The organism is Mesorhizobium sp. M0663 (assembly GCF_040320585.1).
GTDB lineage: Bacteria > Pseudomonadota > Alphaproteobacteria > Rhizobiales > Rhizobiaceae > Mesorhizobium.
In genome coordinates, this window is sequence record NZ_JAMYPX010000023.1 from 39648 (window position 1) to 60646 (window position 20999).

Here is a 20999-nt window from a genome sequence, read left to right on the forward strand (position 1 = left end):
CAGTTGAGGTGACGGGTATGAAACAGAATCAGGTTGGCATTCAGCGATCATTCGCAAGCAACGCATTGGCCATCGGGCTTTTTGATGTCGAGCATATCTCTGGCAGGGTGCACTACAGTCTCAAATAGCGGTGCGGACGGTCGACGCCGCCGTCCGGCACCTATACGGATATTGTCGTTGTGACGGTCACCTTTTGAGATAGGCGCATGGAGCCGGCGCTTGCTGGGGATTGCTCAGGCCCGGCACGATGCTCCGCCCGACCCCCTACTCGTGCCGGGCACACTCCTCCGGCTCGTTAGTCACTGCTCTCAAGCGGCTCCCCTATCTCGAAGACGCTCCCGCGTGCTGAGCAGGCGGTTGATCAATTGACAAGCAGCGTGTGATCGTAAGGTTTCGCCAGCAGTGGTCCTCCATCGCACCAGCCTCCCGCATCGGCTGCGGCGTCCGATACCCTGACGTGAGGATCACCTTCACGCAAGGAGATCGGTGGGCGTATCCGGGCGGGCGCGTTGCGCAAGTCTATCAACTTTCGGAAGGCTCCTGAAGTCCTGGCGCTTACATCGTCGTTCCCGAAGGTCTGCATTCCGGCGTGTAACCAAACGTCGGCAACTGGCGCTCCTTGTCCTGCTGGTGCAAGCGTTTCCCCACCCCCGCACCGTACTGCGGTCGGATTCAGGCATCTTGCCGGAACTCACGATAATCGTCATCCTTGCCAGCCCGACGGCCAGCGTTCCGACCGGTCGTCACGGAGTGCCCGCCCTTGCAAGAAGACGACGCCGGAAACGCATTCCAAGAGGCGATCCTCGCTTCGGTGGTTCGCTCATCGCTCGACTGCGTGATCGTCACGGACGAAGCCGGATTGGTTGTGGAATTCAACCCGGCGGCCGAGGAGACCTTCGGCTATTCGCGCGCTGAAGCGGTCGGCAGACAGATCTCGGAGCTCATCGTCCCGCCGCATCTGCGCAAGGCGCACGCAGATGGGCTTGCGGCCTATCTTGCGGGTGGCGTCCCGCTGTTGCTTGGGCGTCGCACAGAGCAGACTGCCATGCGAGCGAACGGCACCGAGTTTCCGGTGGAACTCACGATCACCGAAGCCCGGAGCGGCAAACGTCGCTTCTTCACGGCGAGCTTGCGCGACCTGTCGCAGCGCCAGGCTGCCGACGCCGCTCTGCGTGCCAGCGAAGCCCGATTGGCGGCGTTTATGAAGCATGCTCCCGTAGGCATGTACCTGAAGGATACCGACGGTCGCTATCTGGTCGCCAATCCGGAAATGGGAAAGGTCTTCGGCCGGCCGGCCGAGAGCGCAATCGGATTAAGCGCGGCCGACATTTTCGGGCCCCAGGAAGCCGCGATGATCGCGGAAAACGATCGCCGCGTCCTGGAATCAGGACAGGCGATTGCAATTGAGGAATTCCTAAGCAACGCGGCCGACTATGCCTGGAGCCTTGTCGTCCGCTTTCCCGTTCTGGGAGCCGATCAGCAGCAGGCGCGCATCGGCGGCTTCGATATCGACATAACCGAGCAGAAGCGCGCAGCCGAGCGCCTGCAGCAAAGCGAGCGGCGCTTCCGAGACCTCACTCACTATCATCCGGTTCCGGTCGTTTTCATAGACTCGCGAACGAGGCAGCTGATTAACGCCAATCCCGCCTTCCGCGAGATCATGGGTATAGGCCCGGATGACGAGGACAGCTTCCGGCAGCACCGCTGGTTCGCCACACGGGAAGACTATCGGCGCCTCAAAACCCTGTCACGTCAGCAGCCGCGCGCCGACGGCGTGGAGGCTCAACTTCGGCGACTGGACGGCTCCGCGTTTCCCGTGTCGCTGAGTTGGCGCCACATCGAGATGGACGAGCGACCGGTGATCGTCGGCAGCATTCTTGATCTCACCGCAACCAAGGCGGCTGAAGCCGAACTGGCGCGGTCGCGTGAGGCATTGGCTCAGAGCGAGCGGCTCAACGCACTTGGTTCGCTGCTTGCCGGCGTTTCGCACGAACTCAACAACCCCTTGGCGGTCGTCGTCGCGCAGGCCCAGTTGCTGGAAGAATTTCTAGGCGGAACCGCCCACGCACAGCGGGCCGGCAAGATCAGACTCGCCGCCGAGCGCTGCGCACGCATCGTGAAGACCTTCCTGGCAATGGCGCGACAACGCCAGCCGGAGCGCCGCAGTACCAACATCAACGATCTGATCCGCGCAGTTCTCGATATCGCCGGCTACGGTTTGCGCACGGCGGGCATCGAGGTGCAATGCCGGCTCGCCGAGGGCCTGCCGCCTCTGGAAGTCGACCCTGACCAGATGCATCAGGTGTTCTACAACCTGATTGTCAACGCGCAACACGCCCTGCAGGAGATACCCGCACCGCGGCGGATCGAGATCGAAACGTCGCTTGAAGGCAATGACCTCCAGATCGTGATCGCCGACAATGGCCCCGGTGTGCCCGCCGAGATCCGGAATCGCATTTTCGATCCGTTTTTTACCACCAAGGCTCAGGGTGCCGGCACCGGGATCGGGCTCGCTTTCTCGCTCAGCGTGGTGCAGTCGCACAATGGACGGCTGGCCCTGCTTGACCGTGCGGACGGCGCGCATCTCCGGTTGCTGTTGCCGGTGGAGGCCTGCACTTCGTCAGATTCAGTCGAAGGTGTTGCGGCGCACTCGGTCGCGGGCATCGGTTGCACCGCCCTTGTGGTCGATGACGAGCGGGAGGTTGGAGAAACGATGGCAGAACTACTAGAGGCTGAAGGTTTTGCCGTCAGGATTGTCGAGGACGGCGCCGGCGCCAAGGCAGCGCTGATGAGTGCTGTTTTCGATGTGATCTTTTGCGATCTGCGGATGCCGAACATCGACGGCCCCGCCTTGTTCGACTGGGCCTGTCAGGCAACCCCGGGCATAGCGGAGCGATTCGTTTTCGTTACCGGCGACACGCTCGGCGGCGCTGCGGCGCGCTTCGTTGAACGGGCCGGTCGACCAGTTGTCGAGAAGCCGTTTTCGCGCGATTCTATCCGCCGGGCACTAAGCTCGTTGGCAGACGTTCCGCGCTAGCCAACGACCCTCTTTGCGCGCTGGCGCCTTCGGACAACACCGCAGCGTCAGCGAACACGCATCGCAGTCCAGCTTGCTCGCGCAATACCGCATAAAACCTTTTTCTTCGACACTGCGTTGGCGCATGGGCTCGGATTATATCGCGATGGAGCGTCCTCCGTCTCAATCGGGTCGACTCAAGCCGTAGCGCGAAGGTCAGGTTTGGAGAAGCGCCGGGAATGGCAGCTCCTGGCGCTACCCGGGCGGCGGGCGATTCAGCTGCTCTGAAGGCCGAGGTGAGCGTCAAAGGGCCGACTCGGGTCAGTGCTTGCCTTAGAAGTTCTCCGAACGAAGGGCAGAGAAGGGTCGGAACGTTGCCATTCGTCTCATCGATGGGAACGAGCAAGTGGCGCCAATTCCCGACCTTGGCAGTCAACGTTGCGAGTGTCGTGATCCGACCCCCAAAGCGGTCGTCACATAGTGCGGCGAGCAGGGTGAATTCTACGGCTATGTCAGGAATGCCCTGGCTGCTAACAAAGTACTGTCAGGAGCAGTGTGCGATAAGGCTTGTCGGGGCCTTCTGGGGGTGAGACGATGACGAGCTAGCCCTACGTTCGTTCCAGCGATGCAGCGAACCAGTTGCTGGCAACACAGCAAACGCATCATAGGAGGGTGATCATGGCGGACTTTCCGGTCAATCCGCTGAAGCTGGCGCTGGTCAACATTGACTTGCAGAACGTGTTCGTCGAGGGGACGCCGGCTGCGGCTCCCGATGGCCCGGAGGTGGTGGCCCGGGTCAACAAGCTCGCGGCCGTCTGTCGCCAGGCAGGCGTGCTGGTCATCCACACCGCCCACGTCATCCGGCCCGACGGTTCGAACGCGGGAGTGATGGGCGAACTTATCCCGCCTACCCACGAGGGGATGCTCGCCGAAGGCTCGTTCCCCGCCGCGTTCCACAAGGACCTGAAGATCGAGCCGAGCGACATCGTGCTGAAGAAGCCTCGCTACGGCGCCTTCCACGGCACCGACCTTGAGGTCACCTTGCGCTCGCGGGGCATCGACAGCGTGATCATCACCGGCATCGCCACCAATGTCTGCGCCGAAACCACCGCCCGCGAAGCCGCCGTGCGCGACTTCCGGGTCTTCTTTCTTAGCGACGGTACCTCCACCGCCGGTATCGATGGCGTCCCCCGGGACGTTCTGGTGCGGACGACCTGCGCAGTACTAGGCCTGGCCTTCGCCCAAGTGCTCACTGTCGATCAGATGATCGACAAGATCAAGCTGGCTTCATCGGCCGTCTCGGAGCGAGTGACGGCTCCCCACCCAACCGCGACGTAGAACGCTTCGTGGCTGTGCAGCAGAGCCGAATCCTTCGGGCGGTTCGGTCGTGTGGGGAACGGAAGCCCAGGGCTGGCACGGGGAACAGCCGCATTGCGGACAGAGCGGACGTCGGCCAGCCGATCCCGAACCTATGCCGTGCGGACCGCAAGATGGTTCTTCGGAACCCAGCCGGTCCGGCCTTCCGCGCGGCATAGAACCCTCCTCGACGCCGTCACGATCTGTCCCCGCTTACATGTGAGTTCCATGGCCGAGTAGTCTTCTCCTGCGACGTGCTTGCCGTTGATCGTTTTCACCAGGCTGTCCGGTATCCACCCTTCCTTGCCAGCCGGGCTTTTTGCCCAAAGCCACGTGTGGCCATCCCAAATATCTGGCGACCGCTCAGTTCAATCGTTTCACCGGCACTAAGAACTACCGGCGCATGATACGTCGCCGTCCAGTCTTCTGTGACCTCATATTGCATCGCCTGAGCGCTCAACCCTTCTCATCAAGGCCATATCCGTGTGGGCAGTGCTACCAAACAGTTGAGGCGGAGCAAAGGCTGCAAAGCGCTCAATCGAGCCGTTCATCATCCCGGACGCCAATGACAGCAACGGGTCAGATCGCGTCATGCGACGTTCCCAACTGGATGACGGCAAAGGGTCGAACTCGGTCGTTCAGAGTGATTGGGTTTTGGCGGCTAGAGCGGCCCGGCATGAGGTGGTCCGGACTGTGAACGAGGGGTGTCGGCAGAGCGCGTCTCATAGGGGGCCCACAAGCCAGTGCCACCCCCCGCCGACAAACCCCGGCGGGCGGGTGCCTCGGGGACACGATGGTAGATTGCCAATGCGTTCGCGCGTGTGGCCTTAAGTCGCAAACTATTGGCTTCAGAAGCAGGACGTCGGGCTTCATTGACGGTGCTACCAACACCATATGGTGATCCATAGCCCTCCAAAACGAGACAAGCTCGCCCCGACGGGTCGCACTGCGGCCGTCAGCCGGCAATTGCCATGAACTAGGAAACCATCATGCCTGAAAATATCAGATTAACTTCGAGAGATGTCCCCCTCATTCAGCTAGGCCTCTATCAGTGCCGCTTCCCGGTGAGCGAAGACCCGTCAGTACCCGGCGGTTATCGTTTTTGTGCTGGGCCAACTTCGCCGGATCGCGTCTACTGCGATCACCACCACAATATTGTGACCGCCGTGGACCCTCGTCGAGCCCGTTCGGGTCTTCACCTCGCTCAACGACGCGCCGCGTAAATCTGGCTGGCGGCGGCCTCCCGGCCAGGCGCTATGCGCTCCAAGGCCTTGGCTACGTCCGTCGGCTCGGTCTGGCCCATCCTCCCTTATGCCGTCTTCGCCGATGTATCCCCCGTCGCCCGATTGAGAACGACGACTTCTCGCCGAAGCGATCGCTTCGGAATGCCGTCGTAGTCCGACCAGAAGCTCCGTGTGCTTTTGTAGAGGTCGAGGGTCCAATCCAACGTCTCCGACGGTGATCGTGACCAGGTCGCAACCCCGCAACTTGCTGTCGATCGCGAGATTGAACAGTCAATCTGGTATGCGGTGGGCATGTCGAGGGATGGATGAGTAGCAGTCAACAACGGGCGCCGATTGGCCCGTGCCGAAAAGTCCTGCCAATGCTGCTGCTTCCGCTTCGATGTCGAGCATGCGATATTGTACCTGTCTGAAGCGCGCCGCGAAAGTGGTGTCCGCTTTGGGTCATTCCTTCGCCTCCAGCAGGATTCGGTACTCGGGCGGCGCCTTCAGCAAGGAGTCGATAGCGCCACTTGCCAACCTCAGCACCTCTAAGCGCGAACGTCTGGTGTGATGCCCGATGCGCGAGTTCGTAGGGCATCTCGCTGTTACATCGCGGTGACAAAAGCACCGCCACGGTGGCATCAATCGGTTACGCAGGGCAGGAAATATCTCCGGCCTTCTGGGAGTGGCGTGTCAGCGTCTCTACAGGCTGCGTGGGCGTGTCGTCGCTTGGCTGTTAGCGCGGCGACTGGAACGCTCCACGCCTCGCAAGCGGGATAGCGAAATCTCGTGAAGGCAAGGTCGAGCTGCGTTCTGCGTTCTGAATCGTCGACGGGCGGCGACTGGGAGAGATGGATACCATGCACACGGGGAGTCAGGAAGTTGGCAGGACATGGACGCGGGGCGGCCCGCGTGCAGGCGCTTGGCTGAGTGGTGCAATGGCCACGCAGCGCCACCTCGCAGCGATCCTGGCTTGCGACGTGGTCGGCTATTCGCGCCTGACGGAGCGGGACGAGCGCGGCACGCTCGAGCGGCTGAAGACGTACCGCAAGGACCTCCTCGAACCGCTGGTCTCTGAGCACCGGGGTCGGATCGTCAAGCTCACCGGCGACGGCATGTTGTGTGAGTTCGCGAGCGTCGTCAACGCGGTGGCCTCGGCGATGGCGATCCAGCAGGCCCTGGCAGAACACGAGGCGGAGATGCCCGAGGAAGAGCGGATTCGCTTGCGCATCGGCGTCAATCTCGGCGACGTGGTCTGCGAGGAGGACGGCGACCTCTACGGCGACGGGGTCAACATCGCCGCCCGCCTCGAAAGCATCGCCGATCCCGGCACCGTGGTCGTCTCGGGCACCGCGTACGACCACCTTCAGGGCAAGCTCGACTGCGGCTTCACGCCGCTCGGCAACCTGCGCCTCAAGAACATCGAGCGGCCTGTGCGCGCCTACCGCGTCGAGAGCGACGCCAGCGCCTCGGTGGCTGCACCGCCTCCCTTGCCCGAGAAACCCTCGATCGCGGTTCTGCCTTTCACAAACATGAGCGGCGATCCCGACCAGGAATACTTCGCCGACGGGCTGGTGGAGGACATCATCACGGGATTGAGCCGGGTGAACTCCTTCTTCGTGATCGCCCGCAACTCGTCGTTCACCTACAAGGGCCGGGCGGTTGACCTGCGCCAGGTCGGGCGCGAGCTGGGCGTCCGCTACGTGCTAGAAGGCAGCATCCGCAGAGCAGGATCGCGGGTGCGCATCAGTGGGCAGTTGGTGGACGCGATCAGCGGGCACCATGTCTGGACCAACCGCTTCGAGGGCGACGTGAGCGACATCTTCGACCTGCAGGACAAAGTGACCGAGAGCGTCGTCGGCGCAGTCGAACCGAGCATCCGGCTGCAAGAGATCAAACAGGCGCGCATGAAGCCGACCGAGTACATCAGCGCCTACGACCTCTACCTTCGCGCGCTGCCGCGCTTCTACAGCATGACGCGCGAAGGCTTTGCCGACGTGCGCCGGCTCACCAACGAGGCGCTCAGCATCGACCCTGGCTTCATCCTGGCGAAGGCACTCGGCGCCTATATCCGCAGCCTATCCGTGAGCCAGTGCTGGCACGAGCCGGACGATACCCGAGTCGCCGCGCGCATGGCGCGCGAGGTACTGGCGGAAGCGCGCGACGACCCCACGAGCCTACGCTTCGCCGCGCAGGTGCTCGCCTACAGCGCGAAGGACTACGAGGTGGCGCTGGGCGCGATCGAGCGATCCCTGATGCTCAACCCCAATTCGGCGCAGGGCCATACGGGCAGCGGCTGGGTGAACGCACATTCCAGCCGCCCGCTCGTCGCCATCGAGCACTTTCACAGGGCAATGCGGCTGAGCCCGGTCGACCCCGAAAAGGGCATCGCGCTCTCCGGCATCGGGATGAGCTACCTGATGCTCGAGCGCTACGAGGAAGCGCTGGCATGGGGAGAACGTGCGCTGCACGAGATGCCTAACTACGGCTCCTCGCACCGGGTGGTGATCATGGCGCTGATCAAACTCAACCGGCTGGACGAAGCGCAGGCGGCGGCGCGGCGGCTTATGAAGGCGTTCCCGACCTACACGCTCACCCTGCAGAGACAGATCAACCCGTGGCTGGACGAGGTGTTCGCCGAGCGTTACGTCGAGGCGCTGGGCATCTCCGGCGTGCCGGAGTGATCGTCGCGGTTGCAATGCCCGGCGAGGCGACGTTCCCTTGACCCCTTCGCTTCTGGAAGGACAGTTCTCTGGCCGGCTTGTCTGAGGACTGAGCGCGTAGAGCAGCCGTGAACAGCCGGCAAGCTCTCCGTTGGGTTCGCGTCGAACTTCCGGTTTCCAGCCCACTGCGACATTCCGACAAAGGCGCTCGTCTCTCCCTTTAGGAGAGCATGACTTTTCCCGCCACCGGCGCTAGCTGCTGCCGTGGTCCCTCACGACTTGGCTGAGGTAGAGCACTGGCCAGGCGCAGCTGGTCGGGGTTGCGCAGCCTGGTCGGGTGCGGTTGAGTTCAAGGGCAAATCCGGCAACGACAACCAGCCGTCGTGACCGACGGCGCCGCGCCTGCTTCCACAGGGCGGCGGCCGCCAGCCCAGCCGGGTCAGGGTTAGTAGTGAAAAGAGGGGGGAAAGGGCGGCTCTGCCCCCTCTCCCCTGCAAGGGGAAAATCGGTCTCCCCGTCCTTCCTCCGCGCGGCCAGGGCCGCGCTCTGTGCAGGATCGACGCGGATCCACATACGCGGATCGGCGCCGACCCCCGGCTTCGCCTTCGGGCGGGTGATCCCCGTCCGATTTGTCGTCTTGCCCCCTCTCCGCCGCTGTTCCGCACGAGCTCGGGAGCAGGAGCGGGGCTCCTGCCCCTTCGGGCAGGATTTCGCTTCGCGGGAAAAAGGGAAATCAGGAGAAAGCATCATGACCGAGACCATAACCATTTCATTGAACAAGCTGGACGTAGACCCGAAGAACGTCCGCAAAACCTATAGCGCCGAGGGTATCGCGGCGCTGGCAGCGAGCAACAGGGCCGATGGCTACAGGCTGCTGCAAAACCTTGTCGTCAGGAAGGGCGACAAGAAGGGCCGCTATTTCGTGAGCGCTGGCGGGCGACGCCGCGCAGCACTCAATCTGCTGGCCGAGAAGGGAGAGATCGCGAAGGATTCCCCGTTGAATGCAAGGAGCGAGCGGGAGGGGACGCGAAGGCGACCAGTCTTGCCGAAAACGTCTTGCGCGAGGACATGCACTCGGTCGACCAGTACGAGGCGTTCCGCGATCTGGCGGACGAAGGCAAGTCGGTCCCCGACATTGCCGCACGGTTCGGCGCGGCCGAAACGATTGTGCGCCGCTGCCTTGCCCTTGGTCGCGTGTCGCCGCGCCTCTTGGAAGCCTACCGCAACGAGGACATGACCTTTGAGCAGCTTTCGGCCTTCACGATCAGCGACGATCACGAGGCGCAGGAACGGGTGTGGAATGAACTGCCGGCGTGGAACCGTTACGCGCAAAACATTCGTTCCGCGCTTGCTGGCGGGGCGTTCGGGCAAGCGACAAGAGGGTCAAATTTCCTGGGTGGGCTGGACGCCTACGAGGCGGCAGGCGGGAGCGTCAGGCGCGATCTGTTCGATGACAAGGAAGGCGAGGCGGTTTCGCCGTCGATGTCGTGAAGCTGGACGCCCTTGTCGCAGCCAAGCTTGAAAGCGCTGCCCGTCGCGGCTGTCTGCACCTTCCATTAGGCCGTTTCGAGCCGGCTGAACCGAACCGGGATGAGTTTCCGGGTCCCGAGCTGCCCTGCCGCATCCTTGTCGATGACAGTCAGAAACTGTGCTTCTTCAGATCCCAAAGGCAGAACCAGGCGTCCCCCCGGCTTGAGTTGCTTCAGTAAAGCCGGGGGGGTCTGCTCAGCCGCCGCCGTGACCAGGATCTTGTCGAATGGGGCGTGCTCGGGCCAGCCACGAGACCCGTCTCCGACACGAATGCCGACATTGGCTAAGCCGAGGCCCTGCAGGAGAGCCTTCGCATGGATTGCGAATTCCTCGATGATTTCGACGCTCCAAACTTGCCCGGCGAGCTCCGCAAGAATTGCGGTTTGATAGCCCAGGCCGGTGCCGATCTCGAGCACCGCCTCGTGCGGTTGCGGCGCAAGGAGATCGGTCATGAGAGCGACGATGAACGGCTGCGAGACGGTTTTATCGAAGCCGATCGGCAGGGGCATGTCCTGGTAGGCATAAGCTGCAACCGAGGCTGGAACGAAGAGATGCCGCGGCACTCGCCGCATCGCTGCCATCACCCGCTCATCGAGCGCCGCCTTGCCGAGTTCTTCGCTTGCAAGGTCGGTATGGATTGCAATCATCTCGACCATGTGCCTGCGTAGGATCGCCAGATGCTCTTCGTTCATTGGCTTCATGACAGTCGGGCTTTTCCTCAACCAGGCTTGATGCCACAGTAGTCTTATATCCCGTTCAGTCACAGAAACGCCCGCCATCGTTTCCAGTTGCGGGTGCCCAACGGCAAGTGGAGGTGATTTGGGCGTTGCGTTTTGGTCGTTATCGACCACGGCGCGTTCGCAGAAACGAACTCAGACGAACGCACGACTGTTGAGGTGAGGGAAGATGCCGAGTGCAGCCCTCATCGGCAAGCGTTTCGATGAATTCGCCATCCGTTCCAGGCGGAACGCGGGCAACGACGTTTGAGGTGCGCCTCACAATATTGGAAAGCACCCTTCGCGCCTTGCCTGGGCCGATGTTGCGCTGCATGTGCTGATAGACGGCCAGCAGCAGGACGATATCGTATTTCGGCAGAAGGATATTGCCGAGGCGCCGGCTGCCAAGATTTAGGCGATCGAACCGGGCATGTACCGGGGAGCCCCTCAATAACATTTTTGCCGTTTCGATATGAGGTTTGGCAATGTCGATCCCATGGATCGAACTGGGTCTTAGCTTGGATATCTCATAGGCGACGACACCCATGTTGCAGCCAATATCGAGAATTTCCTTGTCGGCACAAAGTGGCAAGCGAGCCGAACAGCCAGTCGCTAATGCCCTTGAGGTCGTGGTTCCCGCCAAGGTTGGACCGGGCCGAACCTCGTTGCGGACAGAAAGACTCTCGGCGAGCACGCCGTCGAACGTCATCGCCGAGAGCTGGTTTTGCCAACGTCGAAGACGGCGATATTCGCGCCGTCCGCCTCCTGCCCGTCATGCATTGGGTCAGATCAGACCGTATTGGCGAGCCTTGTTGCGCAGGAAAGGCAAGCCATTGCCCATCACTTCGGCCTCGTCCTTCGCGACCGGCCGCCAGACGGAGAGGCCATAGGAGACTTCCGGCGGCATGTTGATGAAGCTTTCCATGGCAAGTCCGCCCTTGAAGCCGATCGCCGCGAGCGTTGCGTAGATCTCGTCCCAGGGGCAGTTGCCGGTGCCCGGGGTGCCGCGATCGCTCTCTGACAAGTGAATGTATTTCAGGTGCTCACGAGCGGCCAGAATACCATTGGCGGCCCCCTTCTCCTCGATGTTCATGTGATAGGTGTCGAGATGGACAAAGATGTTGTCGGCGCCGACTTTCTCGAGCATCCAGACGGCCTGCGCCCCGGTATTTATCAGGTGGTTCTCGTAGCGGTTCACCGCCTCGATTCCGAGCTCTATGCCGCGCGTCTTGGCGTGCTTGGCGGCGACGGTCAGCACATGCGCGATGTTGTCGTATTCCTTGTCGGTGGGTGGCACGCCGGTGCGTTCACCGATACCACCGAAAATCACACCGGAAAGCGCCAGAGCGCCCATCTCTGCAGTCTTGTTGATGGCCACTTTGAGATGTTCGATGGCGGCATCCGGCCGCACCGAGGCCCAGGCCCGCTCCGGCAAGCCAAGCGAGCAAACAGCTGGAAGATTGTGCTTTTCGAGCAAGGCGCGCGTATGCGCGGCATCGACCGCCGGCGCGTTCAGAAGCGCGATCTCGATAAAGTCCATGCCGTATTTGACGGAAGCGGCGATCGCCTTCTCTGCGCCCGCCCGGTCCCAGTTCATCGTCCACATCGAGGTGTGGACCCCAAAACCATGCATCTAACTCACCCTTTGTTTGTGTTTAGGAACTTTAGGCGCCCAGCAAGCCAGCGCAGGATCATCACGGTGATCATCAAAATGCCCCAGACCGCCGTCGCCAGATGCTGGTTGGCGCCCATCAGATTGAGTCCCGAGGACAGAAGCTGGAGCACCACGAGCGCGACGAAGACAGGGATCACGCGACCGAAGCCGCCGAACGGATTGACCCCGCCAAGAAAGCAGGCAAGCACAGTGATCAGCAGGTAGGACTCGCCGTGGCCGACACGCACCGAATTGAAGCGCGCCAGCATGATGATACCGGCGACCGCGCACATCGCACCGGACAGTGTGTAGACCAGAACCTGCACCTTGCGTGTATTAATGCCGGAGTAGCGCGTGGCCTCGATGTTGGAGCCGATCATATAGGTGTTGAAGCCTAGCTTCATGCGTGTCAGCAGGAGCTGCCAGATCAGCACACAGGTGATGAAAATGAGCAACGGAACCGGGATACCAAGAGTCGAACCGTAGCCGATCGGCGCCAGGAAGCTGGGAAAGCCGGACACGTCGCCGCCATGCGTCAGGAACTCACCGAGACCGCGCAGGAAAATCATCATCGACAGCGAGACCAGGATCGGGTGAGCCTTGGTGTTGGCGATGACGAGCCCCATGATCAGTCCACTAAGTGCTCCGACCGCAAGGGCAAGGATCGCGCCAAGGACAAAGGCACCGATGCCCGCGTCGACGCCGCCCTGGCTTTGAAGGATCCAAGCGAGCGTCAGCCCGGCGATGTTGGCGGTGAAGGTGATGGCCAGGTTCAGGCCGCCGGTCAGGATCGGGAGCAGCATGGCGAGTGTGAGCAGGCCGAGCTCCGGCAGCTGGTAGGCGACGGAGCCAAAAGTGGCCCGGGAAAGGAAGTTCGGTGCGGCAATGCCGAACACGATCATGACTACCACGAACGCAGCAAGCGGACCTGCCAGTTCGGGGCCAAGCAAGTTGCGGACGCGTTCAATCACAGCCGTCATGAAGGCACCCGCCGGCTTTTCAGGAACGGCAGCAGGCGTTCGATGCTGGTGTTCGACAGGGTAATGGCGGCTAGGATGATGGTGCCGACGATCATCTTGAACGCGAAAGGCGACACGCCCATCAAATTAAGTCCGTTCTGGGTGATCGAGACCAACAGAACGCCAAGAATGCAGCCGAGCACGCTGCCTTTGCCGCCGCCAAGCCGTGCACCGCCAAGGACCACGGCTGCCAGGACGTCGAGTTCGCGCCCATATAGGGCGTTAGGCACGACTTCCTGCGCGTAATGCGCTTGGACGAGACCGGCGATGCCTGCCATCAGGCCAAGCCAGCCGAAGGCGATAAATTGCATGGCCCCAACATTGATGCCGAAGCGGCGCGCGCCTTCCGGATTGTCGCCAAAAGCGTAGAGTTGGCGACCAGTGGTCGTGCGCGTGATCAGCCCCCAGGTAGCGAATACGCACATGGCCATAATGAGCACGGGTAGGGTGATCTCCGCCCAGGTGCCGTCAGCCATCTCGCGCTCGAACAGCACCACGCGGGTGGTGAGCCAGTCCGGCAGATTGTAGATCGAAACGCCGCCTGTGAAGAACATCAGCAAGCCGAAAAAAATGTTGAAGGTCGAAATCGTGGCGACGATCGAGATGATCCTGAACCTGTGGATCAGGAAAGCATTGATGCAGCCCAACGTGACGCCCAATGCGCCAGCGATGGTGAGGCCGACAATCCAATTCCCGCCGCCGATCCAGCCAAGGACTATTGCCGTCAGATATTGCACCACGGAGGCGGCAACCGCGAAGGAGATGTCAATGCCGCCGGCAATCAGCACGACGAGCAGACCGACGGCGAAGATGATGTTGACCGAACTTGTGTTCAGGAGGTCAAACGCATTGCCGAGGGTGAAGAACCGGTCTGTCGCAAACGACAGAAAGGCGCAGATGACCGCGATCACGGCGAGCAAAGCCAGCTCTGTTGCATGAGAGCGGACAAACCTACGCATAGACCGCCTCTTCGATCGCCTGGAGGGACGTGGCGCCGGGAATATATTCGCTGACAACGCGCCCCTGAGCCATGTGCAGCACACGGTCCGCGTTGAAATAGACTTCCGGTACCTCGTCCGAGATCAGGATAATCGACAGGCCGCTGTCGGCCAGCTTGGAAACGATATTGAATATGCCGGCACGCGCGCCAACATCAACACCGACCGTCGGTCCGTCGAGGATCAGCAGTTTCGGTTGAGTGGCCAGCCATTTTGCAATGGCGACACGTTGCTGATTTCCCCCCGACAGGGTCGAAACCGCGTCTTCCTGCATTCCGATCCTAACGCCGAGATCCCTTATCCAGCTACTGACCAGGGACCTTTTGCGATCGCTCGAAATGAAACCGCCCGAAAGAACCTTGTCCAGCGAGGCAATGACAATGTTGTCGGCAATTGATTGGGGCTGAATGAGGCCGAGCGACAGCCGGTCTTCCGAAAGATAGGCGACGCCGGCGGCGATCGCGTCACGGTTGGAACCGAAGCGAACGGGCCTGCCATCCAGCACAACAGAGCCGGACCTCGGCTTGCGCATGCCGAACAAGGTCAACGCCAGCTCGGTGCGCCCTGCCCCAAGCAGGCCGGTGACGCCGAGCGTCTCGCCGCGCCGGACCGTCAATGACACATCCTCGAATTCACCGGGCCGCGACAGCCCTTTAACCTCAAGCATGACCGGGCTCGTGCTCAAATCGCGATGCAGGACGGAATAGTCGAAGGTCTTACCGGTCATCAGCTCGGTGATGCGCGATTGGGTCAGACCTTTGGTCGGATACACGCCAACCAAGGCGCCGTCGCGCAGCACCGTCACACGGCTGGAGATTTCGAGAACCTCCGCCAGGCGATGACTGACGAACACAACGGCAACGCCCGACGCCGACAGATTGCGCACAATGTCCAGCAGATAGTCGGTTTCAGATTGGGTGAGCGAGGCCGTCGGCTCGTCCATGAAGACAAGCTTCGCTTCGCCGACGAGCGCGCGCGCTATAGCTACGATCTGCCGCTGTGCGATTGGAAAATTGTGGAGTGCGAGATCGACATCGAGGGTAACACCAAGACGTTGCAAGGCGTTGGTCGCGACACGCCGCATTTCGGCATAGTTCACCAGTCGCGGCCAGCGGCCGATGACAGTCTGGAACGCGATGTTCTCGGCGACGGTCATCTCGGGGAACAGGGCGAGGTCCTGCCAGATGACCTGAATTCCGCCGGCCTGCGCCGTCACCGGTGACATATGGGCGTAGCTCTGGCCGTCATAGTCGATCTCGGCGCCGGCCTCGGGCCTGTACACGCCAGTGATGACCTTGATCAGCGTGCTCTTGCCTGAACCGTTCTCGCCGGCGAGGCAATGCACCTCGCCCGGCAGAACCTCGAAGCTGACATTCTTCAGCGCCTTGACGCCGCCAAACGTCATGTTGACATTTCGGAGCGATAGCAGCGGCCGTGACGCGGAGCCATCGGGTGCCTGATCAGCCATCGAGTTGAACCTGGATCTAATCGCGTTGACACATCCTCAGCCGGGCCGGCTCGAGGCCAGCCCGGCTGCCACAGCCTTGCGAGGCTTTACAGGCCCATCGCCGCAAGGCCGTCGACAGTGTCCTTGTTGATCGGGACCAGCTGATCGACGATGATGTTATGGTTTTCGAAGTCGGGCTTGACTGTCCCTAGCCCTTCGATCGTATCGCCATCCTTGACTTCTTTGCCCTTCATGAGCTGGTCGGCCAGCGTGACGAAAACCTCACCCGCCTGCTTCGGATTCCACATGAAGCCGCCGGAGATCGCGTCGCTCTTGATGAGCTTCTGTCCCTGCCCCGGCGAGAATGGGCCGAGCACGAATATCTGGCCCACCTTCCGGCGCTCTTCGATTGCGCGGCCAGCGCCGATCGGGCCTTGGCTGCCGAAGGCAAGGAAGCCTTTCAAGCCGGGATTGGCGGAAATCAGGTCAAGTGCAGTGCTGCGGCTCTTGTCCACATCCTCGGCGACGCCATAACGATCGCCGACAAGCTTCATGTCCGGATGGTTCTTCTTCAGATACGCGATTGCCGCATCGGCCCAGGCATTGTGCAGCGGCACCGTCAGCGAACCAACGAAGACTGCATATTCACCTTTGCCGCCCATCTTGTCCGCCAAGAGCTTGGCATGAGCCTCGCCGAAGCCGGTCGCGGACGCGAGTTCGAAATCCCAGTCGGCGCCCTTCTGGCCGGGCGATTCATGCGTGATGACGATGATGCCGGCGTCCTTCGCCTTCTGCAGGACAGGTTCAAGCACCTTCGCGTCATTCGGCACGACACCTATGACCTTGACGCCCTGTGCGATCAGATCCTCAATGGCGCGAACTTGCAGTGCCGGATCGGCACTAGTCGGGCCAACCATGAATGCGTCGACGCCGAGCTTCTGGCCGCGCTCCTTGATCCCCGCCTCCATTGCGTTGAACCAGGGAATGCCGCCGATCTTGACGACGACGCCGACTTTGCCGGCCTGCTGAGCCATGGCAGCGATTGATCCGCCAACCATAAGGGTCGCGGCGAGCGCCGCGATCATGATTTTTTTCATCTGTACTCCTCCCATAGCGTTCCCAAAGGGAACATACGTCCGCCACCGATTTGTGCTTGCACAATCGATGGTGCAAAAACTATCTTGCATCAAGATGCGCTCGTCAAGGGAGATATTGCTCCAGCGGGATATTGCTCTAAAGAGACCCTCCGGAGGGCCACATGGATCAGCAGGTCAAGAAGAAGGCGACGATCTATGATCTGTCCGTGCTATCGGGCAGTTCGCCGTCGACCGTGAGCGCGGTGCTGAATGGCACTTGGCGCAAGCGCCGCATCAAAGAAAGCACGGCGGAAACAATTCTCAGCCTCGCCGAACGCCACCAGTACACCACCAATCTGCAGGCGCGAGGCTTGCGACGGTCGCGATCGGGCCTGGTCGGCCTGATGCTGCCCATCCACGACAATCGCTACTTCTCCTCCATGGCGCAGACATTTGAGGGACATGTGCGCAGCCGCGGTCAATGCCCGGTCGTGGTCAGTGCCAGCCGCGACCCGGAAGAGGAACGGCGGACCGCGGAGACGCTGATTTCCTACTCAATCGACCAGCTCTTCATCGTCGGCGCCACCGATCCGGACGGCGTGCACGAGGTCTGCGAGGCGGCGGGACTGAGGCATGTCAACATCGACCTACCGGGAGCAAAGGCGCATTCGGTGATCAGCGACAACTATGAGGGCGCGCGGATGCTGACGGAGGCAATCATCCGCCAATTCGGCAATGATGACCCCCTGCGGCCGGACGAGCTGTTTCTGTTTGGCGGCCGCAACGACCACGCAAGCCGCGAACGCATCGCCGCTTTCCATGCGACCAAAAAGGCACTGTTGGGCGCCGACCCTGATGACGGAGTACAGTCCTCCGGCTATTCGCCCGACATAACGTTGCGTGCCTTCGAGGCATTTTGCCAACGCCGTGGCAAGCTGCCGCGCGCATTGTTCATCAATTCGTCGATCAATATGGAGGGTCTGCTGCGTTTCATGGCGGGCCGGCCGGCGGAGATGTTTAGCGAGCTTGTCGTCGGTTGCTACGACTATGACCCATTCGCCTCTTTCCTGCCCTTCCCCGTAATCATGGTGCGGCAGAATTTTGAGGCGATGATTGCGAAAGCGTTCGAACTGATCAATGAACCGCCGACGGCCCCGCAGATTTTCCTGATTGCGCCGGAGTTGATCCAACCGAGGTCCGCTTTGAAAGGGCCGCTCGACACGCTGAAGGATATAGCGTGAGCGCCCCGAGAACGGGTCTTTGCACAGCTCCCCGCACGCAGGTATCAAGACCCGAGACGTGTAGCGTCGTTATGGAAACCAGCGGCGGTTCGTACCTCACAGGGGTGCGCGGCTTTGCCTGTTCATGACGTGTGCACGGCTCTGATCTGAACCGGTCGGATGCAGCCGGCGTCGATCCCGTCGGGCAGGGCTCCGGGAACTGTCCTGTCCCTTGACAGTGGAAACCTGATTTCGGGCCAGTCCAACTGGCGGTTACTAGACGTATGGCCAACTCATGCGCCTAAGTTTGTCTACGGCTCGCGCGCACCTGGCAAGCCCGCCCACCCAAGTCCCCGCTTGGTGCAACAGCGCCCGTCCGGCCCCGCCGCACCCAACCGTGCGGCGGGCTTTTTTCCGCGGTGGAACACCGGCGCGCAGGGAAGTTCGGCAAAGGCAGCAAACCCTTCGCCTCACAGTATTGCTGCGGGATCGCTTGTCCTGTCGCCCACGTGTCCATCGACAAGGTCATATCGACCGACAACGCTCGCTAGGGCTTCCCGATGATGGGAGTCATGCTTGGTCCTTTCTCGGCAGAGAGCCGGCCACAAGCCGAAGGCGTTCATAAAGAACAGCCTCGTCGAACTCGCCGTCCGAGAAGAGTGCCATTGCGGTCATGCTCAGGCGCTCCGCTTGCTGGCTACTAACCGAGATACCGGCCTCGGCGCAGACACGATGAAAGACCACTGTTTCAACAAGGCCAAATCGCCAGGATAATATGCCACTCATTGAGACAGGCCCATGGCAGCTGCTTCGACGATCGCCTCGGTTGCTCTTCGTCGGATGCGACCAAACAAGGCGCAGCCTGCCTAATTTGCTTCAGTGCCGTTTTCATCGAAACTGTGTCGCCATACTCGGCCCTATTTAGAAATGCAGCGATGCTCCTAGAACTGGAGTTACCCTTTGCGCATTGCTCATCCAATCCATCCCCAAAGACACGCCCCGTTGGGACTATTCCCGATTGGCTTCAATTGGATGTAACAAACGTACGGTTGCTCCACCGTTGCTTAGCCGCTCAGTCCGGAATATTGGCGAAAATTTATTCGGCCTGCGTCTTAATGCGATGGCTGTATTTGGAGTGCGGGTGCATGCTACGGAGCTCTGGCCTTGGCCGGCTGTCCTTTATCGAATTCCAAATGCCCACATTGGTCGAGAAGCCACCCAGGACCTTGCAGGCCTTCAACCTCCCACACCTACGGCAAGGGTGGTCCTGTTCTAAGCGCTCGTTCGACGAACCTCGGCAGATCATCGTCGGTAGCGGGCCTACCTCTTCCGAGGCGGCGCCACGTCCTCGAGTCCAACATTTGCGAGTAGAGCGTCAGAGCCTCATAGCGAAGCCAGATGCCACGTCCGTCCAGCTCAGCGTCGTGAACAACAATGTCTCGCTATATGGGGACTATGACTTTGACGTCGCTATTGGCCTGGTCGAGACGGACGCGAACGGCGCCATCAGGTATGAAGATGGCGGCAGGCACCGTGCACGAGTTCGCTATACTATCCGGCATATGTGAGCGTAGGTGCGCGAAAATATCCCATGGAGATGCCTCTGCACCGGTCCAGTATGCTGCCGTGGTCTTCGGCGGCCTGATGGCGGGGCTGGCAGCGCGTTTCTTTCTGTCGGCCAAGCGGCGCGTTTCGTGCCGGACATGACCAACCGACGCGGCTGGCTGGCGATCATCATCGTCATCGCCGGCCTGTGGCGGCCCTACCCGATTTTGGTAGCGGCACTAGTGTTTTCCTTCCTCGATGCGCTGCAATTGCAAATCCAAGGCATCGGCATAGCCATTCCCTACCAATCTATGTTGATGATGCCCTATGTTGCGGCGATCATCGCGCTGATGATCCGTCGCTCGCGGGCCAGCGCCCCGGCCATGCTCGCGTGCCGTACGCACGGGAATAGGGCAGCGCTGTCCGAAGTCGCTGCTCGCTTTCAGTATTCCCGACCAGCACGGCTGCCGACATCGAGCGCGTCCAAGCTTGTCTGGAGGCGATGAAAGCGAAGCTTGCCGGCTTGATATTTGCGGGGAATAGGGTTTGTTGCGGAATAATGAATTATTTGCCTGCTTGGCAATAAACAGTTCATCCATTTCAACGTGCGCCATTAGACAAGAGGAAAACTCGATGACCGTTTCTCCAGACCAAAACGACCAGGCTGATCTCGTACGAATTACCGCCGACATCGTTTCCGCCTATGTTTCGAACAATCCTCTGCCGGTCGGCGAGTTGTCGAAGCTGATCGGGGACACCCATGCCGCTTTGCAAGGGGTCGGCAAGCCCGTGGCTCCGGCCGCAGTCAAACTGGAGCCCGCGGTGTCGATTAAGATATCGGTGACACCTGATTTCATCATCTGCCTGGAAGACGGGAAAAAGTTCAAATCTTTGAAGCGGCATATCAGAACGCATTACAATCTGAGCCCTGACCAATACCGTCAGAAATGGAACCTGCCCTCGGATTATCCGATGGTGGCGCCGAACTACGCGGCTACCCGCTCGGCCCTGGCGAAATCGATAGGCCTGGGGCGCAAGGCAGCAGTGCCAGCAATAGCTGCGGCAGAAAAACCAAAACGAGCTGTTCGCACCGCGGCAGCGACAACCGCAATCAAGTCGCCGGTGAGGAAGGCGCGCAAGGCACCCGTTAAAGCTTAGAGTGCTGCACCCGACGTATGTGCTAGTCAGCAGCGGACCTGAACATGGCGAAGCCCCGCCTTTTGCGGCGGTGCTCCGTTTGGGCGGATGACTCTGCGGTGGGGCGGGACCAGATGAGGGAGAACTCGCCCTCGGTCCCGGTTTCGACCAGGCTCGCATAGATCGGAGCGGGGAAGCTCGGATCATCGAGCTTGACCGAGTGATAGTCGCGGCCCGCGCGCGAGGTCTTCTTCCATGCGGCGCCGAACTCGGTAGCGCCGGCGAAGATGCGGAAGCATTTCTCATTCGACTTCGACCGGGGTGAACCTCACCGTCCTTCACGCCGAGGTGGCGGCGATCCGAAGTGACGCTGGCGCCTCGCGCCAGTTGTTGGTGGCG

Annotated in this window: 15 protein-coding genes and 2 pseudogenes; 8 read left to right on the forward strand and 9 right to left on the reverse strand. The window is 61.1% G+C overall.

Annotated features, from left to right (window positions below; genetic code table 11):
• Positions 1-760 precede the first annotated feature (760 nt).
• Together NKI54_RS27765 and NKI54_RS27770 are read left to right on the forward strand one after the other, a co-directional pair.
• The gene (locus NKI54_RS27765; protein ID WP_352692777.1) at positions 761-3037 is read left to right on the forward strand and encodes a hybrid sensor histidine kinase/response regulator; all 2277 of its coding nucleotides are present in this window, start codon (positions 761-763) and stop codon (positions 3035-3037) included.
• A gap of 657 nt (positions 3038-3694) precedes the next feature.
• Positions 3695-4354 (forward strand): cysteine hydrolase family protein, encoded by a 660-nt coding sequence (locus NKI54_RS27770; protein WP_352692779.1) that lies wholly within the window; start codon positions 3695-3697, stop codon positions 4352-4354.
• Between the two features lie 131 nt (positions 4355-4485).
• Here NKI54_RS27770 and NKI54_RS27775 read toward each other — a convergent pair whose 3' ends face one another.
• Positions 4486-4602, reverse strand: coding sequence for an SH3 domain-containing protein (locus NKI54_RS27775; protein ID WP_352692850.1), 117 nt, complete (start codon positions 4600-4602; stop codon positions 4486-4488).
• 1931 nt (positions 4603-6533) lie between these two features.
• Between NKI54_RS27775 and NKI54_RS27790 the strand changes: the two genes are divergently transcribed.
• The 3 genes and pseudogenes from NKI54_RS27790 (at position 6534) to NKI54_RS27800 (ending at position 9749) form a co-directional block, all read left to right on the forward strand.
• Complete coding sequence (locus tag NKI54_RS27790) at positions 6534-8279, forward strand: adenylate/guanylate cyclase domain-containing protein (RefSeq protein ID WP_352692781.1); 1746 nt, start codon at positions 6534-6536, stop codon at positions 8277-8279.
• 727 nt (positions 8280-9006) lie between these two features.
• Positions 9007-9168: pseudogene (locus NKI54_RS27795) on the forward strand (hypothetical protein); the annotation flags it as partial.
• A 146-nt stretch (positions 9169-9314) separates the two neighbouring features.
• A complete protein-coding gene (locus NKI54_RS27800; RefSeq protein WP_352692856.1) occupies positions 9315-9749 on the forward strand; it encodes a ParB/RepB/Spo0J family partition protein in 435 nt (144 codons plus the stop codon).
• A gap of 65 nt (positions 9750-9814) precedes the next feature.
• Here NKI54_RS27800 and NKI54_RS27805 read toward each other — a convergent pair whose 3' ends face one another.
• From NKI54_RS27805 to NKI54_RS27835, 7 genes are all read right to left on the reverse strand, one after another.
• Positions 9815-10489 (reverse strand): protein-L-isoaspartate(D-aspartate) O-methyltransferase, encoded by a 675-nt coding sequence (locus NKI54_RS27805; RefSeq protein WP_352453098.1) that lies wholly within the window; start codon positions 10487-10489, stop codon positions 9815-9817.
• A 139-nt stretch (positions 10490-10628) separates the two neighbouring features.
• Positions 10629-11213, reverse strand: a complete 585-nt coding sequence (locus NKI54_RS27810; RefSeq protein WP_352692783.1) for a class I SAM-dependent methyltransferase — start codon at positions 11211-11213, stop codon at positions 10629-10631.
• A 75-nt stretch (positions 11214-11288) separates the two neighbouring features.
• Positions 11289-12137: a sugar phosphate isomerase/epimerase family protein gene (locus NKI54_RS27815; RefSeq protein ID WP_352692785.1), complete on the reverse strand. Its 849-nt coding sequence runs from the start codon at positions 12135-12137 to the stop codon at positions 11289-11291.
• Positions 12138-12142: 5 nt separating this feature from the next.
• Positions 12143-13138, reverse strand: a complete 996-nt coding sequence (locus NKI54_RS27820) for an ABC transporter permease (protein WP_352692787.1) — start codon at positions 13136-13138, stop codon at positions 12143-12145.
• A complete protein-coding gene (locus NKI54_RS27825; RefSeq protein WP_352692789.1) occupies positions 13135-14136 on the reverse strand; it encodes an ABC transporter permease in 1002 nt (333 codons plus the stop codon). Before NKI54_RS27825 ends, NKI54_RS27820 begins: the two co-directional genes overlap by 4 nt.
• The gene (locus NKI54_RS27830) at positions 14129-15643 is read right to left on the reverse strand and encodes a sugar ABC transporter ATP-binding protein (protein ID WP_352692791.1); all 1515 of its coding nucleotides are present in this window, start codon (positions 15641-15643) and stop codon (positions 14129-14131) included. The genes NKI54_RS27825 and NKI54_RS27830 overlap by 8 nt, the downstream gene beginning before the upstream one ends.
• A gap of 86 nt (positions 15644-15729) precedes the next feature.
• The gene (locus NKI54_RS27835) at positions 15730-16719 is read right to left on the reverse strand and encodes an autoinducer 2 ABC transporter substrate-binding protein (RefSeq protein ID WP_352692793.1); all 990 of its coding nucleotides are present in this window, start codon (positions 16717-16719) and stop codon (positions 15730-15732) included.
• Between the two features lie 161 nt (positions 16720-16880).
• Between NKI54_RS27835 and NKI54_RS27840 the strand changes: the two genes are divergently transcribed.
• The 3 genes from NKI54_RS27840 to NKI54_RS27850 all read left to right on the forward strand — a co-directional run bounded on the left by NKI54_RS27840 (position 16881) and on the right by NKI54_RS27850 (position 20621).
• Positions 16881-17939, forward strand: coding sequence for a LacI family DNA-binding transcriptional regulator (locus tag NKI54_RS27840; RefSeq protein WP_352692795.1), 1059 nt, complete (start codon positions 16881-16883; stop codon positions 17937-17939).
• 1673 nt (positions 17940-19612) lie between these two features.
• Positions 19613-19969, forward strand: a complete 357-nt coding sequence (locus NKI54_RS27845) for an ABC transporter permease family protein (protein ID WP_352692797.1) — start codon at positions 19613-19615, stop codon at positions 19967-19969.
• Between the two features lie 127 nt (positions 19970-20096).
• Positions 20097-20621, forward strand: a complete 525-nt coding sequence (locus NKI54_RS27850; protein ID WP_352692799.1) for a Ros/MucR family transcriptional regulator — start codon at positions 20097-20099, stop codon at positions 20619-20621.
• Positions 20622-20712: 91 nt separating this feature from the next.
• Here NKI54_RS27850 and NKI54_RS27855 read toward each other — a convergent pair.
• Positions 20713-20895: pseudogene (locus tag NKI54_RS27855) on the reverse strand (DUF736 domain-containing protein); the annotation flags it as partial.
• Positions 20896-20999 lie beyond the last annotated feature (104 nt).